At 41.1% G+C, this 16,133-nt stretch carries 15 protein-coding genes; 11 read left to right on the top strand and 4 right to left on the bottom strand.

What is annotated here, in order from left to right; translation table 11 throughout:
• The first annotated feature begins 13 nt into the window (after positions 1 to 13).
• Positions 14 to 304, top strand: a complete 291-nt coding sequence (gene yajC / locus MB09_RS13545) for a preprotein translocase subunit YajC (RefSeq protein ID WP_045081463.1) — start codon at positions 14 to 16, stop codon at positions 302 to 304.
• A gap of 82 nt (positions 305 to 386) precedes the next feature.
• On the opposite strand, the gene pepT is transcribed toward yajC, so the two are convergent.
• Positions 387 to 1,649, bottom strand: coding sequence for a peptidase T (pepT, locus tag MB09_RS13540; protein WP_045081462.1), 1,263 nt, complete (start codon positions 1,647 to 1,649; stop codon positions 387 to 389).
• Positions 1,650 to 1,734: 85 nt separating this feature from the next.
• Here pepT and MB09_RS13535 point away from each other — a divergent pair, with 85 nt between their 5' ends.
• From MB09_RS13535 to guaB, 10 genes are all read left to right on the top strand, one after another.
• The gene (locus MB09_RS13535) at positions 1,735 to 2,793 is read left to right on the top strand and encodes a quinone-dependent dihydroorotate dehydrogenase (RefSeq protein ID WP_045081461.1); all 1,059 of its coding nucleotides are present in this window, start codon (positions 1,735 to 1,737) and stop codon (positions 2,791 to 2,793) included.
• Positions 2,794 to 2,877: 84 nt separating this feature from the next.
• Complete coding sequence (locus tag MB09_RS13530) at positions 2,878 to 3,492, top strand: LysE family translocator (protein WP_045081460.1); 615 nt, start codon at positions 2,878 to 2,880, stop codon at positions 3,490 to 3,492.
• 64 nt (positions 3,493 to 3,556) lie between these two features.
• Positions 3,557 to 4,420, top strand: coding sequence for a hydroxymethylglutaryl-CoA lyase (locus tag MB09_RS13525; protein ID WP_045081459.1), 864 nt, complete (start codon positions 3,557 to 3,559; stop codon positions 4,418 to 4,420).
• Positions 4,421 to 5,962, top strand: coding sequence for a bifunctional metallophosphatase/5'-nucleotidase (locus MB09_RS13520; RefSeq protein ID WP_052671404.1), 1,542 nt, complete (start codon positions 4,421 to 4,423; stop codon positions 5,960 to 5,962). It begins immediately after the preceding gene.
• On the top strand, positions 5,963 to 6,445 hold the full coding sequence (locus tag MB09_RS13515; protein WP_045081458.1) for a heme-binding domain-containing protein: 483 nt from the start codon (positions 5,963 to 5,965) through the stop codon (positions 6,443 to 6,445). It begins immediately after the preceding gene.
• Positions 6,446 to 6,560: 115 nt separating this feature from the next.
• Complete coding sequence (locus MB09_RS13510; protein WP_045081457.1) at positions 6,561 to 7,781, top strand: DUF4856 domain-containing protein; 1,221 nt, start codon at positions 6,561 to 6,563, stop codon at positions 7,779 to 7,781.
• Positions 7,782 to 7,850: 69 nt separating this feature from the next.
• Positions 7,851 to 8,972, top strand: a complete 1,122-nt coding sequence (locus MB09_RS13505) for an imelysin family protein (RefSeq protein ID WP_045081456.1) — start codon at positions 7,851 to 7,853, stop codon at positions 8,970 to 8,972.
• On the top strand, positions 8,972 to 10,336 hold the full coding sequence (locus MB09_RS13500) for an HTTM domain-containing protein (RefSeq protein WP_045081455.1): 1,365 nt from the start codon (positions 8,972 to 8,974) through the stop codon (positions 10,334 to 10,336). The genes MB09_RS13505 and MB09_RS13500 overlap by 1 nt, the downstream gene beginning before the upstream one ends.
• Positions 10,337 to 10,345: 9 nt before the next feature.
• Positions 10,346 to 12,778 (top strand): TonB-dependent receptor, encoded by a 2,433-nt coding sequence (locus tag MB09_RS13495; RefSeq protein WP_045081454.1) that lies wholly within the window; start codon positions 10,346 to 10,348, stop codon positions 12,776 to 12,778.
• Between the two features lie 158 nt (positions 12,779 to 12,936).
• The gene (guaB, locus tag MB09_RS13490; RefSeq protein ID WP_045081453.1) at positions 12,937 to 14,409 is read left to right on the top strand and encodes an IMP dehydrogenase; all 1,473 of its coding nucleotides are present in this window, start codon (positions 12,937 to 12,939) and stop codon (positions 14,407 to 14,409) included.
• A gap of 263 nt (positions 14,410 to 14,672) precedes the next feature.
• Here the strand turns inward: guaB and MB09_RS13485 are convergent, their stop codons facing one another.
• The 3 genes from MB09_RS13485 to MB09_RS13475 form a co-directional block, all read right to left on the bottom strand.
• Positions 14,673 to 15,188, bottom strand: a complete 516-nt coding sequence (locus MB09_RS13485; RefSeq protein WP_045081452.1) for an OmpH family outer membrane protein — start codon at positions 15,186 to 15,188, stop codon at positions 14,673 to 14,675.
• A gap of 70 nt (positions 15,189 to 15,258) precedes the next feature.
• Entirely contained in the window at positions 15,259 to 15,702 is a 444-nt protein-coding gene (locus tag MB09_RS13480) for a DinB family protein (protein ID WP_045081451.1), read from the bottom strand.
• Positions 15,699 to 15,941: a hypothetical protein gene (locus MB09_RS13475; RefSeq protein ID WP_045081450.1), complete on the bottom strand. Its 243-nt coding sequence runs from the start codon at positions 15,939 to 15,941 to the stop codon at positions 15,699 to 15,701. The genes MB09_RS13480 and MB09_RS13475 overlap by 4 nt, the downstream gene beginning before the upstream one ends.
• Positions 15,942 to 16,133: the final 192 nt, after the last annotated feature.

The following is a 16,133-nucleotide window of genomic DNA, read 5'->3' as shown; positions in this document are numbered from 1 at the left end:
ATAAAAAATTGCTATGGAACAAATTCAAAGTTTTTTACCTATAATATTATTGTTTTTGGTGATGTATCTCTTTTTGATACGTCCCCAAATGAAAAAGGCCAAACAGGAAAAACAGTTTGCCGCCCAATTGAAGAAAGGCGATAAAGTGATAACCACTGGCGGAATACACGGTAAAGTGCTAGAGCTTTATGAAGATGGTACCTGCCTTATTGAATGCGGCGCCGGAAAAATAAAGTTTGAAAGAGCTGCCATTTCTATGGAAAGAACGGCAAAACTTAACGCCCCCGTAAAAGAGAAGAAATAGCAATAAAAATTATAAATTGAAAGCACCAAAATCCAAGTATCGATTTGGAATTTGGTGCTTTTTTATTTTTGCAATTTACCAATTACTCTTCCTCTTTCTTGAATTTTGAAAGATCCTGCGCCGTAATTTGGGCAATATTCACAATTACCTCCACGGCTTTTTGCATACTTTCCACAGGTACATATTCATACCTGCCGTGAAAGTTGTGGCCGCCCGCAAAAATGTTCGGGCATGGAAGCCCCATAAAACTTAGCTGCGAACCGTCCGTTCCACCGCGAATGGGTTTGATGATAGGTTCAATACCCGCTTGCTCCATGGCTTGTTTTGCAATTTTCACAATGTGCATAACCGGCTCAATCTTTTCGCGCATATTGAAATATTGGTCTTTTATTTCAACAGTTACCACTTCCATTTCGTGCTGCTCGTTCAGGTCGTCAGCAATTTTTTGCATCATATCCTTTCGGGCCTCAAAATGCTTACGGTCGTGGTCGCGAATTATGTATTGAATTTTAGTTTCATCAACCGTTCCTTTAATGCCATGCAGGTGAAAAAAGCCTTCCCGCCCTTCGGTATGCTCAGGGGTTTCCAGCCTTGGGAGCGAATTGATATAGTCCGTAGCGATGTACATACTGTTTATCATTTTTCCCTTGGCATAACCGGGATGCACAATTTTTCCCTTTACGGTAACCGTTGCCCCGGCTGCGTTGAAGTTTTCATATTCCAGTTCGCCCACTTGGCTGCCGTCCATGGTGTAGGCCCAATCTGCGCCGAATTTTTTCACATCAAATTTATGCGCACCACGGCCTATTTCCTCATCGGGCGTGAAGCCTACTCGGATTTTGCCGTGCTTAATCTCGGGATGGTTTATAAGATATTCCATTGCGGAAACTATTTCGGTAATTCCAGCTTTATCGTCAGCGCCCAAAAGCGTAGTGCCATCTGTTGTAATGAGGGTCTGGCCTTTGTAAAGCAATAAATCTTCAAAATAATCTGGAGAAAGAACGATATCCTGTTCTTTGTTCAGCAGAATATCCTTTCCATTGTAGTTTTCAACTATTTGCGGTTTTACATTAGCGCCAGTAAAATCTGGCGAAGTATCAAAGTGTGAAACGAAACCAATAACAGGAACAGGATGTGAAACATTGGCGGGCAAAGTAGCCATTATATAGGCGTTTTCGTCAATGGTTACGTCTTCCATTCCAATCTGCTTGAGTTCTTCGGCAAGTTTATTGGCGAGGTCCCATTGTTTTTTGGTGCTGGGCGTGGTATCGCTGTTTGGATCGCTTTCGGTATCTATGGTTACGTAGCTTTTGAAGCGGTCAATAAGGTGTTGTTTTTCAATCATAGCTTTTCTTTTACAATGCAAAATAAAGCATATTCAAAATAACAAATACATAGATTAGTGTATTTTTGTACCACATTTTTCAACCATGTACAAAACCATCATCCGTCCCATTTTTTTCATCTTTGATCCTGAAAAAATTCACCATTTCACTTTTTCACTGATTCGGTTTTTCCATAAAATTGGCTTCGGAAGTATTTTTAAAAGTATTTATAAAATTGAAGACCCAAAACTGGAGCGCGAACTTTTTGGATTGAAATTTCCAAACCCAGTGGGGCTTGCCGCGGGTTTTGACAAAGATGCGAAGCTTTACAAAGAACTTTCAAATTTCGGTTTCGGTTTTATTGAAATAGGAACCGTCACCCCAAAACCCCAACCGGGCAATGAAAAGCCGCGTTTGTTTCGTTTGAAAGAAGATTCCGCAATTATTAACCGAATGGGTTTTAACAATGGCGGGGTGGAAGAAGCGGTTGAAAGATTGAAGGCAAATTGTCATCCTGAGCCCTTCGACTCCGCTCAGGAAAGGCTGCATCGAAGGGTTTTAATAGGCGGAAATATTGGGAAGAATAAATTTACGCCCAATGAAGAAGCCGTAAACGACTACATTATCTGTTTTGAGGCGCTTTTTGATTATGTGGATTATTTTGTGGTAAACGTAAGTTCACCCAATACGCCAAACCTGCGCGCTTTGCAAGAAAAGAAGCCGTTGACCGATTTGTTGCAAACGCTTCAGGATAGAAATAATTCAAAAGAAAAACGCAAACCAATTCTTTTAAAAATAGCGCCAGATTTGACCGATGAACAGCTTTTGGACATCATTGAAATTGTTGAAACCACGAAAATTGATGGTGTTATTGCAACCAACACCACAATTTCCCGCGAAGGAATTACTTCCGAAAACAAAAAGGAAATGGGCGGTTTAAGTGGAAAGCCTTTAAATAAAAGAGCTACGGATGTAATTCGTTTTCTTTCGGAAAAAGGCAACCGTGCATTCCCCATTATTGGCGTGGGTGGGATTCATTCCGCCGAAGATGCTTTGGAAAAACTAAATGCCGGCGCAAGCTTGGTGCAGCTTTATACGGGTTTTATTTACGAAGGTCCTGGGTTGGTTAAGCAAATAAACAAAGCGATACTGAAAAGGACGTAGGACGGTCCCCTCCCGACCTTCCGCCGCGGCGGAGAGGAGATTGATCCAGTTTTTTTCAAACCGTCCTGTTTCAAACCGTCATTTATGCTCGAAACATTAATTTCTTTTTCAATCGCCACTTTAGCGCTCGCCATCTCACCGGGACCGGACAATATTTATGTGCTTACGCAATCCTTGGCCAATGGTACCAAAAGCGGCATTGCAACCACCGCAGGATTGATAAGTGGCTGCATAGTCCACACTACTCTTTTGGCATTCGGCATTTCTGCGATTATAATGACTTCCGATGAAATTTTTTACGGAATAAAAATTTTGGGAGCTTGTTATTTGCTCTACTTGGCGTACAAAGTCTATAAAAGTGACGAGCATATTTCAATAGCTGAAAACGCTCCGAAAAAAACGTATGCACAACTTTTTAAAACAGGAGTAATCATGAATCTGGTAAACCCAAAAGTGATGATTTTCTTTTTGGCGTTTTTCCCTGGTTTTCTTTGGAATGAAGATGGAAACACCGTGCTGCAATTTTACATTTTGGGAATAACTTTTATGATGGTTTCTTTTATAACTTTCAGTAGCATAGCCCTCGCGGCGGGCAAGATTTCATCTTTAATCTCCGAATGGAAAAGTATGGGAATTGTTTTAAAGTGGCTTCAGATAGTTGTTTTTGTGGGCATTGCCATTTTTATCTTGCTGCCCTAATTCCATAATTCTTTTTTAAAATTGAAAGATTCCTGCCTTCGCAAGAATTCATATCTTTGGGGCAATGCAGCAAGTAAAAATAATAGAATGTCCGCGCGATGCCATGCAAGGCATCAAAACCTGGATTCCCACGGAACAGAAAGTGAAGTATATACAATCGCTCTTGCGCTGTGGTTTTGACACCATAGATTTTGGGAGTTTTGTTTCGCCAAAGGCGATTCCGCAGATGCAGGACACTGCCGAAGTACTTTCAAAATTGGACCTATCCACCACAAAAAGTAAACTACTTGCCATAATCGCCAATCTGCGGGGTGCAGAAGATGCCGTAAAGCACCCTGAAATTGATTATTTGGGATACCCTTTTTCTATTTCGGAAAACTTCCAAATGCGCAATACGCACAAAACAATTGCCGAATCCTTGGTAATACTTCAGGAAATTTTAAACCTTGCTTATAAAAATAATAAGGAGGTAGTTGCCTATTTAAGTATGGGCTTCGGAAATCCGTATGGCGATCCCTGGAATGTGGATATTGTAGGGGAGTGGACGGAGAAGCTTTCCACAATGGGGGTGAGGATACTTTCCCTTAGCGATACCGTGGGATCATCTACACCTGATATTATTTCATATTTATTTGCTAACTTGATCCCCAAATATCCCCACATAGAATTTGGCGCGCACTTGCACACCACTCCTCAAGCCTGGCACGAAAAAATTGATGCAGCCTATAAGTCTGGTTGCAGAAGATTTGATGGCGCCATTCAAGGCTTTGGCGGTTGCCCAATGGCGAAAGATGAATTAACGGGAAATATGCCAACCGAAAAGATGCTCAGCTATTTTACTGCTGAAAAGGTTTCGAGCAACATCAACCCCATGTCTTTTGAGAGCGCGCACAATGAAGCAACTAAAATTTTTACAAAATATCATTAAATGAGAAAGTTTTTACTTTTAGCTGTAGTGGGCTATTTTTTTTCGAGCTGCGAAATTTTTCAACAAGTATATCCTGAAGACCCCATAAAAGGGGCGGGTGCCATTACCCTCAAAATTATTCAGATAAATGATGTGTATGAAATTGCGCCATTAAATGGGGGTGAATATGGTGGATTGGCCCGAGTGGCCCATATTCGCGATTCTATAAAGGATAGATTTCCAAATACGTATTTATTTTTGGCCGGCGACTTTTTAAACCCCTCCCTAATAGGCACGCTAAAGGTGGATGGTGAACGCGTAAACGGAAAGCAAATGATAGATGTGCTGAATGCGATGGACATCGATCTGGTTACTTTCGGCAACCATGAGTTTGATCTCAGCGAGCAGGATTTGCAAAAGCGATTGAATGAATCCAACTTTACCTGGACAACGGCAAATGTGCGCCATGTTACGGAGAAAGGGCTAGTGCCTTTTGCCACTAAGTGGGAATATTCTACCGTACCCACCTCAGATTTTTCCACCTTTAACGCAATTGATGCCGATGGCAATAAAATGAAATTTGGAGTATTTGGCGTAACCCTTCCCTCCAATCCAAAAGATTATGTTTCCTATGGCGATATTTATGAGAATGCGGAACGGGCCTATGATTTGGCGATTAAAAAAGCTGATTTTGTAGTAGGGCTTACCCATGTTTCGTTAGAGGAAGATATTGAAATAGCCCGAAGATTAAGATCGTTACCCTTAATAATGGGAGGGCATGAGCATTATAATATGCTTGAGAAAGAAGGTAGAACTATAATAGCAAAAGCAGACGCCAACGCAAAAAGTGTTTATGTGCATACCCTAATCTACAATCTCCGAACCAAATATCTCCACATCAATTCTGAATTGATGATGGTTACAGATAAGATAGCATCGTCGGCCAAAGTAGAACGGGTGGTTAGCAAATGGACAGATCTTGTAAACACACGGTTAAAGGAAGTAGTGGAGAATCCCCAGGAGGTAATATATAGAGCTACCTCGCCCTTAGACGGTACCGATAAAGCCAATAGAAGCAAGCAGACCAATGTAGGGGAATTAATTACCCGGGCAATGGCCTATTCCTACGGGAATAAGGTTGATGGCGCTTTGGTGAACGGCGGTTCCATAAGAATAGACGACAGATTGGTAGGCGATATAACCAGTATCGATATATTTAGAGTACTTCCTTTTGGCGGAAGCGTACTAAAAGTAGATTTAAAGGGAAATTTATTAAAGGAAGTTTTGGAATACGGCAAAATGCAAAGCGGTGAAGGGGCCTATCTTCAACGATATAACTTTTCGCAGGATGCCGATGGCACGTGGTTGGTTGGCGGTAAATCCATTAGTGACAACAAAACCTATACGGTTGCCTTTAGTGATTTTCTGTTGAAAGGTTTGGATATTCCCTTTTTAACGCCCCAGAACAAAGGGATTGTAAAAATCTATGAACCCGAGGATAATGAAACTGCGGCAGATATTCGCAAAGCAATCATTTTCTATTTAAATTCGCAGAAAAAATAAATGTTGAAAAGAGTAATAAAAATCGTATTAATAGTAGCCCTTATTGCTTTAGTGGCCATTCAATTTATTCGTCCCGACAAGAATACGGGCGGTTATGAAAGTGTCGCACTTTTTGAGCGGGAAACTACGCCTAGCGCCGAAGTGGCATTAATTTTAAAGGAAACTTGTTATGATTGCCACAGCGACCAGACGCAATATCCCTGGTATTCCGAAATTGCACCATTTTCCTTGTGGTTGGATGAACATATTGAGCATGGAAAGGAACATTTCAATGTTTCTGCCTGGAGTACATATTCCATCAAAAAAAAGGAGCACAAGTTAGAAGAACTTGTTGAAATGGTCGAGGATGGTGAAATGCCTTTAGAGTCTTACGCTATAATCCATGGAGGTCTATCTGACGAAGAAAAGAAACTACTACTGCAATGGGCAGGCGTGGCTCGGCTTAAATACAAACACCAACTGGAGGTTTCTACGAATAAATAATTATTCCGAAGTTTATTTAAATTTGTTCTAAATAAACTTGTGAGGTTTATTTTTGACTATTATTTTTGCGGCTGAAAAACCAATCTATTTTAATTCAGTCTAAATAATATTTTAAATGAAAAATTTAATTCTCACCACATCAATTCTATCAGTGGCCCTGTTTGCTTCCTGCTCTTCAGACGATGATCAGCCTATAGTTCAGAACACGGTTGAGGCGCCGGCAACCTATAACTTTATGCGAGGAACGGAATCAACGGTTAGTTTTGATGGCCAAACCACCAGGATTTTAATGGCGCAGGAGACGGCAAATGCATTTACAGATTTTGAAAACACTACGGAAGCCTCATTGCTGGCAATGTACAATCACCAAGCGGGAAACGCTGATTTTAGCGAAGCAGATTTGAATGCATCTGATAAAAATCTTAGAAGCAAGACCGCGGCGTCTTATGATTATTTCTTTATGAATACTTCTGAAAGCGCTGCCATTAAAGCCACCTTCGAAGCATATATATCCTCCCAAATCAACGAGGTGTTTCCAAATAAAATGATAGCCGCAACTCCTGGCGTAGCAGGACAAATTGCTGATGGCACCAGAACGCGCTACGTAAATGCCAAAGGATTGGAATACAATCAGGCCTTCGCAAAAAGCCTTTTGGGCGCTGTTATGGCAGACCAAATGCTGAACAATTATCTAAGTGTCGCGGTGCTTGATGAGGGTAATAATCGCGAAGACAATAATAACGACATTACCGAAGAAAACAAACCTTACACCACTATGGAGCACAAGTGGGATGAGGCATACGGTTACCTTTATGGAACTTCTGCAAATCCTGAAAACCCGAATTTAACCATTGGCGAGGACGACAAATTCTTGAATGAATACGTGGGCCGTGTAAATGATGACCCGGATTTTTCCACTATTGCCGCTGAAATATTTGATGCTTTTAAATTGGGCCGCGCCGCAATTGTTGCAAAAAATTATGAAGTTCGTGATGAGCAAGTTGCAATCATCCGCGAAAAGATTTCTGAAGTAATTGCCGTTCGTGGTATTTATTACCTACAGGCCGGTAAAAATAAAATTGTTGACGGCGATCGTCAGGGCGCTTTCCACGCCTTATCGGAAGCTTATGGTTTTGTTTACAGTTTACGTTTTACAAGAATGTCTGATAATAACACACCATTATTTACAAAAAATGAGGTTGATACCCTATTGAATATGTTGATGGATTCTTCCGACAATGGATTTTGGGATATTACTCCAGAAACCTTGGACACAGTGTCTGAAGCTATGGCGGCAAAGTTCGACTTTACCGTAGCCCAAGCAGGAAGTTTATAATTTAGTTACATTAGTTTCCAATCGGTCGGTATTTCTGGCCGATTGTTGTTTTAATAAAAATCGATTAAGATGAAGTTTTTAAAATTTGGAATTTTTTTGGCTCTTGTGGCTGCCACTATTACTGCTTGTTCAAGCGATAGCGATGGCCCGGAAGAAACCGATGATGCTTTTGACCGTGGCGCAATGCTCGCCAACTGGGCAGATAATATCATCATTCCCGCATATACCAGTTTCAATTCCAAAGTAGGGGAAATGGAAGCCGCAACAAGTGCATTCACCGCAACTCCAACCGTGGAAAACCTGCAAGCGCTGCGTACAGTTTGGAAAGAAGCTTATGTGTCTTTCCAGAATGTTTTAATGTTTGAAATAGGAAAGGCTGAGGAAGTACGTTTCCGAAATCGTTTGAACGTTTATCCTACAAACGTTTCTCAAATAGAAGACTTCATCGCAACGGGAAATTATGATTTTGCATTGCCTTCCACCATCGATAAACAAGGCTTTCCTGCGTTGGATTATATGCTGAATGGCCTTGCTGAAACCGATGCTGAAATAGTGGTTTTTTATACTTCAAATCCTAATGCCGAAGGCTATAAAAATTATTTAACCACACTTTCCCAAACTATAAAAACTTTGAGTAACGAGGTGCTTACAAGCTGGACGGCCGGTTATCGCGATGCGTTTGTGGCAAACACAAGCTCATCAGCTTCCGGTGCTGTTGATAAACTTACAAATGATTACATCTTCTATTTTGAAAAAGCGCTTCGGGCTGGAAAAGTAGGTATTCCTGCTGGTGTTTTTTCAAACGGAACTTTGCCACAAAACGTAGAGGCATTTTATAAAAAAGATATTTCAAAAGAACTTTTATTGGAAGCCATCAATGCCAGTGTAAATTTCTTTAATGGGAAAAGTTTTAACGGAAATTCCAACGGAGCAAGCTTCAAAACATATTTGGATTATCTGAACACTATCAAAAACGGTGAAAATCTAAGTGCTTTGATAAACAATCAATTCACGGTCGCAAAAAATAAGGCAAACGAGCTAAATGCAAATTTTGTGGAACAAATAGAAACTGACAATTCAAAAATGCTCGCTACATACGATGAATTGCAGCGCATCGTAGTTTTGTTAAAAGTAGATATGATCCAAGCGCTGGACGTGACCATAGATTACGTTGACGCTGACGGCGACTAATGTTTACAGCAATCCAAAAATATTTTCAAAAGAACACACAGGCCGCGCCACTCGCGGTCTTTCGTGTTCTTTTTGGTTTTATGATGTTTTTGGGAATAGTGCGATTTTGGGCGAATGGATGGATTGAAAAATTATACATACAACCGAAATTTTTCTTTAGCTATTACGGTTTTGAATGGGTAAAACCAATAGGAAATTACACCTATATAATTTTTGCAATTTGTGGAATTGCCGCCCTCTTTGTGGCTTTGGGCTATAAATATCGTGTAGCTATTATCGTCTTCTTTTTAAGCTTCACCTATATTGAGTTGATGGATAAAACCACGTATCTCAACCATTATTATTTTATTAGCTGCGTTGCGTTTTTGATGATTTTTCTTCCTGCAAACGTTTATTTTTCAGTGGATGCTTATAAAAACCCGAGGAAGGCTTTTCAAATGGTTCCAAAATGGACTATAGATAGCATCAAACTAATATTGGGCATTGTCTATTTTTATGCAGGTTTGGCAAAACTGAACAGCGATTGGCTCTTTAATGCTATGCCTTTAAAAATTTGGCTTCCCTCAAAATACGATCTTCCTTTTCTGGGAGATTTAATGCAGCAACCCTGGGTACATTACACTTTTAGTTGGAGCGGCGCCCTGTATGATTTGGCTATTCCTTTTTTATTGCTTTACAGGCGTACGCGTTGGTTTGCTTTTGCATTGGTCGTAACTTTTCACGTAATGACGCGGGTTTTGTTCCCTATTGGGATGTTTCCGTATATAATGATCGTGAGCACACTTATCTTTTTTGACACGGGCTTTCACAGAAAAGTAATCCGTTTTATTTCAAAATTATTGCGAATTTATTATTCCAAAATGGTCGCTCTTTCGCAAACAAGGAAATACCGTTTCAAAAGAAATATTGCCTTGCCGATTCTTGCCGTGTTTTTTATGATTCAGCTATTGTTTCCGTGGCGCTATTTGGCGTACCCCAACGAGCTTTTTTGGACAGAGGAAGGCTACCGTTTTTCGTGGCGTGTTATGTTGATGGAGAAAGCGGGCTATGCACAATTCAAAATAAAAAATACCGAAACGGGTGAGCAATTTCTAGTGGACAATACAGACTTTTTGACGCCTTTCCAAGAAAAACAGATGAGCACCCAACCCGATTTTATATTGGAATACGCACATTTTTTGGGTGAACATTTTGAGGCGCAAGGCCACGAAAATGTAGCTGTTTACGCTGAAAGCTATGTAGCACTCAACGGAAGATTGAGTCAGCCTTACGTTGACCCAAATGTAGATTTGATGAAACAACGGGAATCCTTCCGAAGAAAGAATTGGATTCTGCCATTTAACGATACCATTAAAGGACTTTAAAATACTACAATGTTGAAAAACGCCCTATTTCTAATCTTTCTTTTTGTAAACCTTTCCGTGTTTGCACAATTTTCCGTTTCGGGAAAAGTGGTTTCAAGTGAAACCAAAACGCCGATAGCTTACGCCGAAGTTTATATTTTGGATCTCGGAAAATCTAAGGTAAGCGACGAAGCGGGAAATTTTGAATTTTCTGATATTCCCGCGGGAACCTATGAATTTGCGGTTTTCAATCTGGAATATGAAGTATTGAAAAAGCAGTTCACAATTTCAGAAAATACAACGATAAACTTCGAATTGGAAATGCTCGGCGAACAGCTTTCCGAAGTACTGATCACAAAACGTAAAGAGGAAATTTTCGCTTTGCGGAATTTAAAACAGGTGGAAGGCACAGCCATTTACGCCGGAAAAAAAAGCGAAGTGGTAGTGATGGACAACCTGACTACAAATACTGCCACCAACAATGCAAGACAGATTTATGCACAGGTTGTAGGCTTGAATATTTATGAAAACAACGATGGCGGTTTACAGTTGAACATTGGCGGTCGCGGCTTGAACCCAAACAGAACCGCGAACTTTAACACACGGCAAAATGGTTATGATATTTCAGCAGATGTTTTGGGTTATCCCGAAAGTTACTACACCCCGCCCGCCGATGCCATTAGCGAGATTGAAGTGGTTCGTGGCGCGGCTTCGCTTCAGTACGGAACGCAGTTTGGCGGATTGATAAATTTTAAGTTGCACCAACCCAATCCGAAGAAAAAAATAGAATGGATTTCCCGACAATCCTTAGGTTCGTATGAACTTTTCAATAGTTTCAACAGCCTAAGCGGCACCGTGGGGAAGTTTGGCTATTACGCGTATTACAACTTTAAAACGGGCGATGATTTCAGGCCCAATTCTGAATTTGATTCGCACAACGCCTACGCCCATTTGGAGTATAATTTTTCAGAAAAAACAACTCTCGCTTTTGAAATGAGTTACTTAAACTATTTGGCGCAACAGCCGGGTGGACTTACCGATAGGCAATTTGAGGAAGATCCAACTTTCAGCAACCGGACACGAAACTGGTTTAAGGTAGATTGGAAACTCTATTCGCTGCGTTTGGACCACAGTTTTTCTGAAAAGACTGATTTCAGCCTAAACCTTTTTGCCCTCGACGCGTATAGAAAATCTGTTGGTTTCCGGGAAAACAGGGTTTCGCAGCAGGATGATTTGGATGCGCCGCGTGAATTGATTTCAGGAAATTTCAACAATTGGGGCGCGGAGGCTAGACTTTTAACGCACTATAATCTATTTGGAAAAGAGAATGTGGTGCTTTTTGGCGGAAAGTATTACCAATCAAACAATAGCGAACGCCAAGGGCCGGGAACCAACGATAGTGACGCCAATTTTGAATTCGCATCTTCTGAATATCCCAACTACCCGCGCCAAAGTGATTTTGAGTTTCCGAATTTAAATTTTGCTGCTTTTGGAGAAAATATTTTCAACATTTCGTCCAAGTTTTCGGTTACGCCCGGTTTTCGGTTTGAATATATAAAAACGCAGAGCGAAGGGGAATACAAAAAAATAAATTTTGACATTGCAGGCAATCCTATCTTGAACGAGAACATTGCCGATAACCGCGAATTTGACCGAGCTTTTGTGTTATTGGGAGTAGGGTTGAGTTATAAACCCTTAAAGTCGTTGGAAATTTATGGGAACGTCAGCCAAAACTACCGTTCGGTTACTTTTAATGATATTAGAATAACCAATCCGTCATTAGTAGTTGATCCAAACATTACCGATGAGCAAGGTTACACTTTTGATTTGGGCGCACGCGGACGGTTTGGTAAATATCTTTCGTATGACATCGGTGGTTTTTTCTTAAGCTATCAGGATAGGTTAGGGGTTATCGTGCGCGAGGTGAGCGATATTCAAGAGGAACGCTTCCGCGGAAATATTGGAGATGCGGTTACCTATGGTTTGGAAAGTTTTGTGGATTGGAACATTATGGAAACTTTTTCGGCGAATAGATATTTGAGGATGAATTATTTCGTGAACCTGGCATTAACCGATAGCGAATACACTTCATCCGAAGAGAATAATGTGGAAGGCAAAAAAGTGGAATTTATTCCTGCTATAAACTTAAAAACCGGACTTGGCTTCGGTTATAAAAACTTTTTGGGAAGTCTGCAATACACTTATTTGAGCAAGCAATTTACCGATGCCACCAACAGTGAGCGCGATTTTGAAAGTCAGAGTGGCATCGTGGGCGAAATTCCGGCTTATGATATTTTGGATCTATCCTTGGCATATACTTTTGGCCGTTTTAAGTTGGAAAGTGGAATCAACAATGTTTTAAACAACAGTTATTTTACGCGCCGCGCTACTGGGTATCCCGGGCCGGGAATTCTTCCCAGCCAGCCGCGTACTTGGTATGCTACGCTTCAGATAAAGTTATAATTGAAAATGGCTGCGAGATTTTTGAACATATCTCTATATTTTTAATAGCTGCAGGATAATTCACAATTCTTAATTCAAAATTCTGAATTAAAAGATGTACATTTGCACGCAATTAATCCATAACCACTTTCGCTCTTTCGGAAGTTAAATTAATTGCAATGACCGCACACGACAACAAAATTCTTGGGGAAGGCCTTACTTACGACGACGTACTTTTAGTGCCTGCCTATTCCGAAGTTTTACCCCGCGAAGTTTCCATCGCCACAAAATTTTCACGAAATATTACTTTGAACGTTCCCATTGTGTCCGCCGCTATGGATACGGTTACGGAAAGCGCCATGGCCATTGCTATTGCTCGGGAAGGAGGTATTGGGGTGCTTCACAAAAACATGACCATTGAACAGCAGGCTGCCGAAGTACGGAAAGTGAAACGAGCTGAAAGCGGCATGATAATAGATCCGGTTACGCTGAAAAAAGGCAGCACCGTGGGCGATGCGCAAAAAACGATGCGTGAGTACAGCATCGGGGGTATTCCAATTACTGATGATGCGGGGAAACTTATAGGAATTGTCACCAACCGCGACCTCCGTTTTGAAAAAGACCTAAAACGTCCTTTGAGCGAGGTAATGACTTCCGAAAACTTGGTTACCGTGGCGCAGGGCACTTCTTTAAAGGAAGCGGAGATTATTCTTCAACAGAACAAAATTGAAAAACTACCTGTAGTGAGCGATGACGGAAAATTGTTGGGGCTTATTACATTTAGGGATATTACAAAACTTACCCAAAAACCTATTGCCAACAAAGATAAGTATGGAAGACTACGCGTGGCTGCGGCCCTTGGCGTAACACCCGATGCAGTGCAAAGAGCGGAGGCTTTGGTACACGCTCAGATTGACGCCGTAATTATCGATACTGCTCACGGACACACTAAGGGCGTGGTTGAGGTTTTGAGACAGGTAAAACAAAAATTCCCAGATCTCGATGTAATAGTGGGAAACATCGCTACCCCAGAAGCAGCTAAATATTTAGTTGATGCTGGTGCCGATGCCGTGAAAGTAGGTATTGGACCGGGTTCAATTTGTACAACTCGTGTGGTTGCTGGAGTAGGGTTTCCACAGTTTTCTGCGGTGCTGGAAGTTGCGGCGGCTTTAAAGGGAAGCGGAGTTCCCGTGATAGCCGATGGAGGTATTCGATACACGGGCGATATTCCCAAGGCGATTGCCGCGGGAGCCGATTGTGTAATGCTCGGTTCATTATTGGCCGGAACGAAGGAATCTCCAGGTGAGACTATAATTTATGAAGGAAGAAAATTCAAATCCTACCGCGGAATGGGTTCCGTGGAAGCAATGAAACAGGGTTCCAAAGATCGTTATTTTCAGGATGTGGAAGACGATATCAAAAAATTGGTTCCCGAAGGCATTGTGGGCCGTGTGCCGTACAAAGGTGAGTTGGTGGAAAGTATGACGCAGTTCATTGGTGGCTTGCGGGCCGGAATGGGATATTGCGGGGCCAAGGATATTGAGACCTTAAAGGAAAACGGGAAGTTTGTGAAAATTACCTTTTCCGGAATTGCCGAAAGTCATCCGCACGACGTAACTATTACAAAGGAAGCGCCTAATTACAGTAGATAGTTGGATAATCAGATATTTTTATAAAGCACCGATTTATGGTGCTTTATTGTTTTAAGGTAGATACCAACGCTTCAAAATAATTGATTATTTTTTCAAGGTCGGAGGTATTTTTCTTCCTCAATTCTGCTTTGTATAAAATTTGCTGGTTTTCGCAACTAATTTTGGAAGCGGGAACTCTTCAAATATACTTTTTTGATTAAATAGAAGCATAAAAAAACGTGAGATTTAAAACCTCACGTTTGTCTATAAGTCAATAAAAATTTCTATTCACCTTCCGCTTCGGCAGTTATTGTGATGCCAAGTTCTGAGAGGATGGGAAGGGTAAGATCATAATTGGGATCTAGGTAAACTAATTCCGGAGTAGTTTCCATCACCTGGGTATAGCCTTGTGCCTTTACAACTTTATCCAGGGCTTCGCCTATTTTTTTATAGAGCGGACTCAGGTATTCCTGTTGCTTTATTTCCATTAGTTTGGCACCGTTCTGCTGAAATTTTTGGATGTCGGCGTCCAAGGCTATGAGCTCCGTCTGTTTGGTCTTTTTTTCCTCTGGGGTAAGGGAGGCCTCATTTTTCTTATAAGCCTCTGCAAGTTTTTTGTACTCGTCCACTTTTTTGTTCAAGTCTAAATCCAGTTGTGCTCCGTAGGTTTCCATTTGGGTCTTAACGGTTTCCATTTCTGGCATTTTTGACAGGATGTAATCAATATCAACAGCGCCCACTTTGCTTTGGGCGAAAGCGGAAATGCTTAAAAGGAATACGGCAATCTTCAGAAATTTCATTTTGCTTTATTTTTAAATAATTTAGGAGAGCAATATTACTATAAATATTGCAAATATACAGGCAGTTGGCCTATCGTTTGTAAAAAATATAGTCGGTAACCAAGGGTGGCACCCCTTCCTGTTTTAAAAGATTTACAATCTGACCACGATGATAAGTGCTGTGGTTAATTATGTGGAAGAGAATTTCGGAAACGCTATTCACAAAGGTTTGGCCTTTGGTATTTTGATAGCTAATTTTTTCGTCAAAATCTTCTTTCTCGATAATTTGAAGACTTTGGCTAAAATTTTCAGTCTCAACCTCCTGTAATTGATTTAGGGCTAGCGCTCCCCAGACGGAAAAACTCGGCGAGCTTCCCGATATTCTGTGGTTCCAAATGTGGTGGGCGTTCAGGGTGTGGCAGATTAAAACACCTGCTCGCCCCGTAAAAAGGGATGGATTGTCCTGCACTGCTGAAATGACCGACAGGTTGCTATGGTGCGTATATTGAAAAGTATCTTGAAAAAACGTTTTCATCCCCCGTCAAATAACTGCCCGCGAGTGGGCTTGAGTGTTTGTCTCAAGGTGTCCATTAACTTTTTTTCCACCACCATATAGGCGATATGGTGCATTGGGGTTAATTCTTCCGCTCCCGTAAAGCTGTGCTGCAGGTGCTCGGCCTCGGCATATTCGTTTAAATGTTTGGCGTGGTGCTGGGCAATGTGTTTCGCATTCGGTCCGTGAAAATCCCAAATTAGTTTTATTCTTTCAGGCATTTAAATAGCGTTTGAAGGAACTGTCGTCCCAAATTTTGACTTGTGGCTTGCCGGTTTTTAAACCTTCGGCAAGATACGGGTTTTCAGCAATATTTTTAAAATGTAAAAACACTATAATTATATTAAATTCGTTTGCATTTCTGAGGTATGTTAACGAAGCTTTTTGCTATTTTTGCCACGCTTCAATAAAAA

The sequence above is a fragment of the Aequorivita vladivostokensis genome (genome assembly GCF_000952855.1).
Classification (GTDB): domain Bacteria; phylum Bacteroidota; class Bacteroidia; order Flavobacteriales; family Flavobacteriaceae; genus Aequorivita; species Aequorivita vladivostokensis.
The sequence above is the reverse complement of the archived record's forward strand: the minus strand, read 5'-3'. Positions and strand labels throughout refer to the sequence as shown.

What these genes read in the sequence shown, in the direction of transcription:
- yajC (WP_045081463.1), top strand. Translation starts at nt 14, where the DNA reads ATGGAACAAATTCAAAGTTTTTTACCTATAATATTATTGTTTTTGGTG.
- MB09_RS13515 (WP_045081458.1), top strand. Translation starts at nt 5,963, where the DNA reads ATGTTGAAAAGAGTAATAAAAATCGTATTAATAGTAGCCCTTATTGCT.
- MB09_RS13500 (WP_045081455.1), top strand. Translation starts at nt 8,972, where the DNA reads ATGTTTACAGCAATCCAAAAATATTTTCAAAAGAACACACAGGCCGCG.
- guaB (WP_045081453.1), top strand. Translation starts at nt 12,937, where the DNA reads ATGACCGCACACGACAACAAAATTCTTGGGGAAGGCCTTACTTACGAC.
- MB09_RS13480 (WP_045081451.1), bottom strand. Translation starts at nt 15,702, where the DNA reads ATGAAAACGTTTTTTCAAGATACTTTTCAATATACGCACCATAGCAAC.
- MB09_RS13535 (WP_045081461.1), top strand. Translation starts at nt 1,735, where the DNA reads ATGTACAAAACCATCATCCGTCCCATTTTTTTCATCTTTGATCCTGAA.
- MB09_RS13510 (WP_045081457.1), top strand. Translation starts at nt 6,561, where the DNA reads ATGAAAAATTTAATTCTCACCACATCAATTCTATCAGTGGCCCTGTTT.
- MB09_RS13525 (WP_045081459.1), top strand. Translation starts at nt 3,557, where the DNA reads ATGCAGCAAGTAAAAATAATAGAATGTCCGCGCGATGCCATGCAAGGC.
- MB09_RS13520 (WP_052671404.1), top strand. Translation starts at nt 4,421, where the DNA reads ATGAGAAAGTTTTTACTTTTAGCTGTAGTGGGCTATTTTTTTTCGAGC.
- MB09_RS13475 (WP_045081450.1), bottom strand. Translation starts at nt 15,941, where the DNA reads ATGCCTGAAAGAATAAAACTAATTTGGGATTTTCACGGACCGAATGCG.
- MB09_RS13485 (WP_045081452.1), bottom strand. Translation starts at nt 15,188, where the DNA reads ATGAAATTTCTGAAGATTGCCGTATTCCTTTTAAGCATTTCCGCTTTC.
- MB09_RS13530 (WP_045081460.1), top strand. Translation starts at nt 2,878, where the DNA reads ATGCTCGAAACATTAATTTCTTTTTCAATCGCCACTTTAGCGCTCGCC.
- pepT (WP_045081462.1), bottom strand. Translation starts at nt 1,649, where the DNA reads ATGATTGAAAAACAACACCTTATTGACCGCTTCAAAAGCTACGTAACC.
- MB09_RS13505 (WP_045081456.1), top strand. Translation starts at nt 7,851, where the DNA reads ATGAAGTTTTTAAAATTTGGAATTTTTTTGGCTCTTGTGGCTGCCACT.
- MB09_RS13495 (WP_045081454.1), top strand. Translation starts at nt 10,346, where the DNA reads ATGTTGAAAAACGCCCTATTTCTAATCTTTCTTTTTGTAAACCTTTCC.